Source organism: Leyella lascolaii (assembly GCF_900079775.1).
GTDB lineage: Bacteria > Bacteroidota > Bacteroidia > Bacteroidales > Bacteroidaceae > Prevotella > Prevotella lascolaii.
In genome coordinates, this window is record NZ_LT556035.1 from 4,428 (window position 1) to 6,472 (window position 2,045).

Here is a 2,045-nt window from a genome sequence, read left to right on the forward strand (position 1 = left end):
AAGGCTAATGAGACTTTCAATGGCGATTCACTCAACATCAGTCTGGAGAATACTGAAAAGCTGACCAACTTCAGCTTTGAGATTTCATCCACCTCAAATGTTGATTGGAAGAATATCGGTTGGCAAGCGTCTGTAACTTACAAGGATTCTGCCAATGTTGAGCAGACCATGTCAGTTCCTGCACATTACAAGACTTTCGCAAATGCCTTGGCAGAGGGCAAGCCATACTTGACCACTGCGACTGATACCGTTTTGGTTGTGTCGCCAGTGCTTACCCTTTCTGACAATTCCATCAATGGCCAGGTTACTTTGACCGCCAAGACAGAGGATGCACTTGTTGGCAAGAAGTCTTTCAATATCGAGAATGGCATCTTGAAAGCCGATACTCTGCGATTTGCAATGACCGCAGGAAAGAACATCTGGTTTGAATACAGCTATCCGGCAGCAATCTCTAATGAAACTGTTACTTCAGCCTCTGTTTCCATTCTGAAAGATGCGGCAGGTCTCGTAACAGAGAATGTGCTTGCTGGATTCTATGCAGAGAATGACAATCTTGGCTTCGGTATGCTTTACCGTGGCTGGGGAGGTTTTGTTTATAACTCGGCAGAGGGCAGATATGCAAAGCCTATTGACGAGTCATTGCTGAAATTRCCTGAAAACGAGAACGACAAGGTTGATCCTCTCACGATGGCATTCACYCCATTGGGTACAGACCAGACTTCTATGGAYAAGTGGGTCGGTCAGCGACAGGACATCTAYCTTACWGCAACMGAGGCAAGYACAGCCCGATTGACAGAACAGGATGTACTCCTTACCAATCCATTGGATAATAATGCTGAAGTGGCAGGACTTGCAGGTGAATATTTGCAGGGTACTGGTGCGGCAGCTGTAAGCCAAGTGGTATCAAGCAAGAGTACCGTTGTGCAAGGTGGTGCACTTGGCATCACCCATAACGATGCCAAAGGTAGCGCAAAGACGGAAGTTGCCATGATGGATATGAATGGTGACGGATTCCCTGACATCATTGCTGGTGGTACTATCCAATACACCAACTCACAAGGTGGATTGAGTGGCGAAATCTACAAGGGTATCGGAGCTAATAACTCTGACAATGCTTCTGAGGCGTGGGGATATGGCGGCAATCCAGTAGCTTCCGTATCACAGATTACGAATTTGGCGAAAGGTGTAAAGCAGTCTTTGAGCAATGTACAGACAGAATGGCAAGCTCAATTCTCTATCACTGGCAGTGCGCCAAGGAACACAGATGAAGCCGTAGAGTCATTCATTGACATCAATGGCGATGGACTTCCAGACAAGATTCTTTCCGACAAGAAAGTAAGATTAAATTTGGGCTATGCTTTCACTGAGCCTATAGATTGGGAACTTGACCGCATACAGAGTGGTAAGAGTCTTTCATACAATATAGGTGCAGGTGGGGATGTCAGTCAAGGATTTGGTCAAACAGAATACAAAGGCAATCAGATAAACAAGGCTTCAGGAAGTTTCTCTGCAGGCATTGGTATTGTTACCTCTGAAAGCGAAGAGGAATACAACCTTATCGACATCAACTCTGACGGTCTTCCAGATAAGGTCTGGAAGAATGGTGATGGTATCACTGTTGCCCTCAATACAGGCAATGGTTTTGATGAACCTATCAGTTGGAAGGGTGCGAATGCGCTTAGTGAATCAGCCTCTACATCAGAGTCTGCAAATGCTGCGTTCACTTTGACCATCAACATTCCTGTCATCAGCATCAAGATTTCAACCAACCCTGGTGCTTCCACCTCTCATAGTATCAACCGCCCTACATATTCTTTGCAGGATGTGGACGGTGACGGCTATCTTGACATCGTTGAGTCTGAGAAGGAAAGCGAGTTGAAGGTTACACGCTCTGCCATTGGCAGAACCAACATGTTGAAGTCTGTCACCAACTCCTTGGGCGGCACTTTCACACTCGACTATGCGCATACCACTCCTACCTACGGACTTCCTGGTGGCAAGTGGGTAATGTCTGCCCTTACCGTTGATGATGGTATCCATGACGA

The 2,045-nt window shown here is 46.4% G+C and carries 1 protein-coding gene; it reads left to right on the forward strand.

Annotation, left to right across the window (positions count from 1 at the left end):
• A partial coding sequence (locus BN4609_RS16705; protein WP_306455791.1) for a toxin TcdB middle/N-terminal domain-containing protein occupies window positions 1-2,045 on the forward strand: 2,045 nt, incomplete at both ends.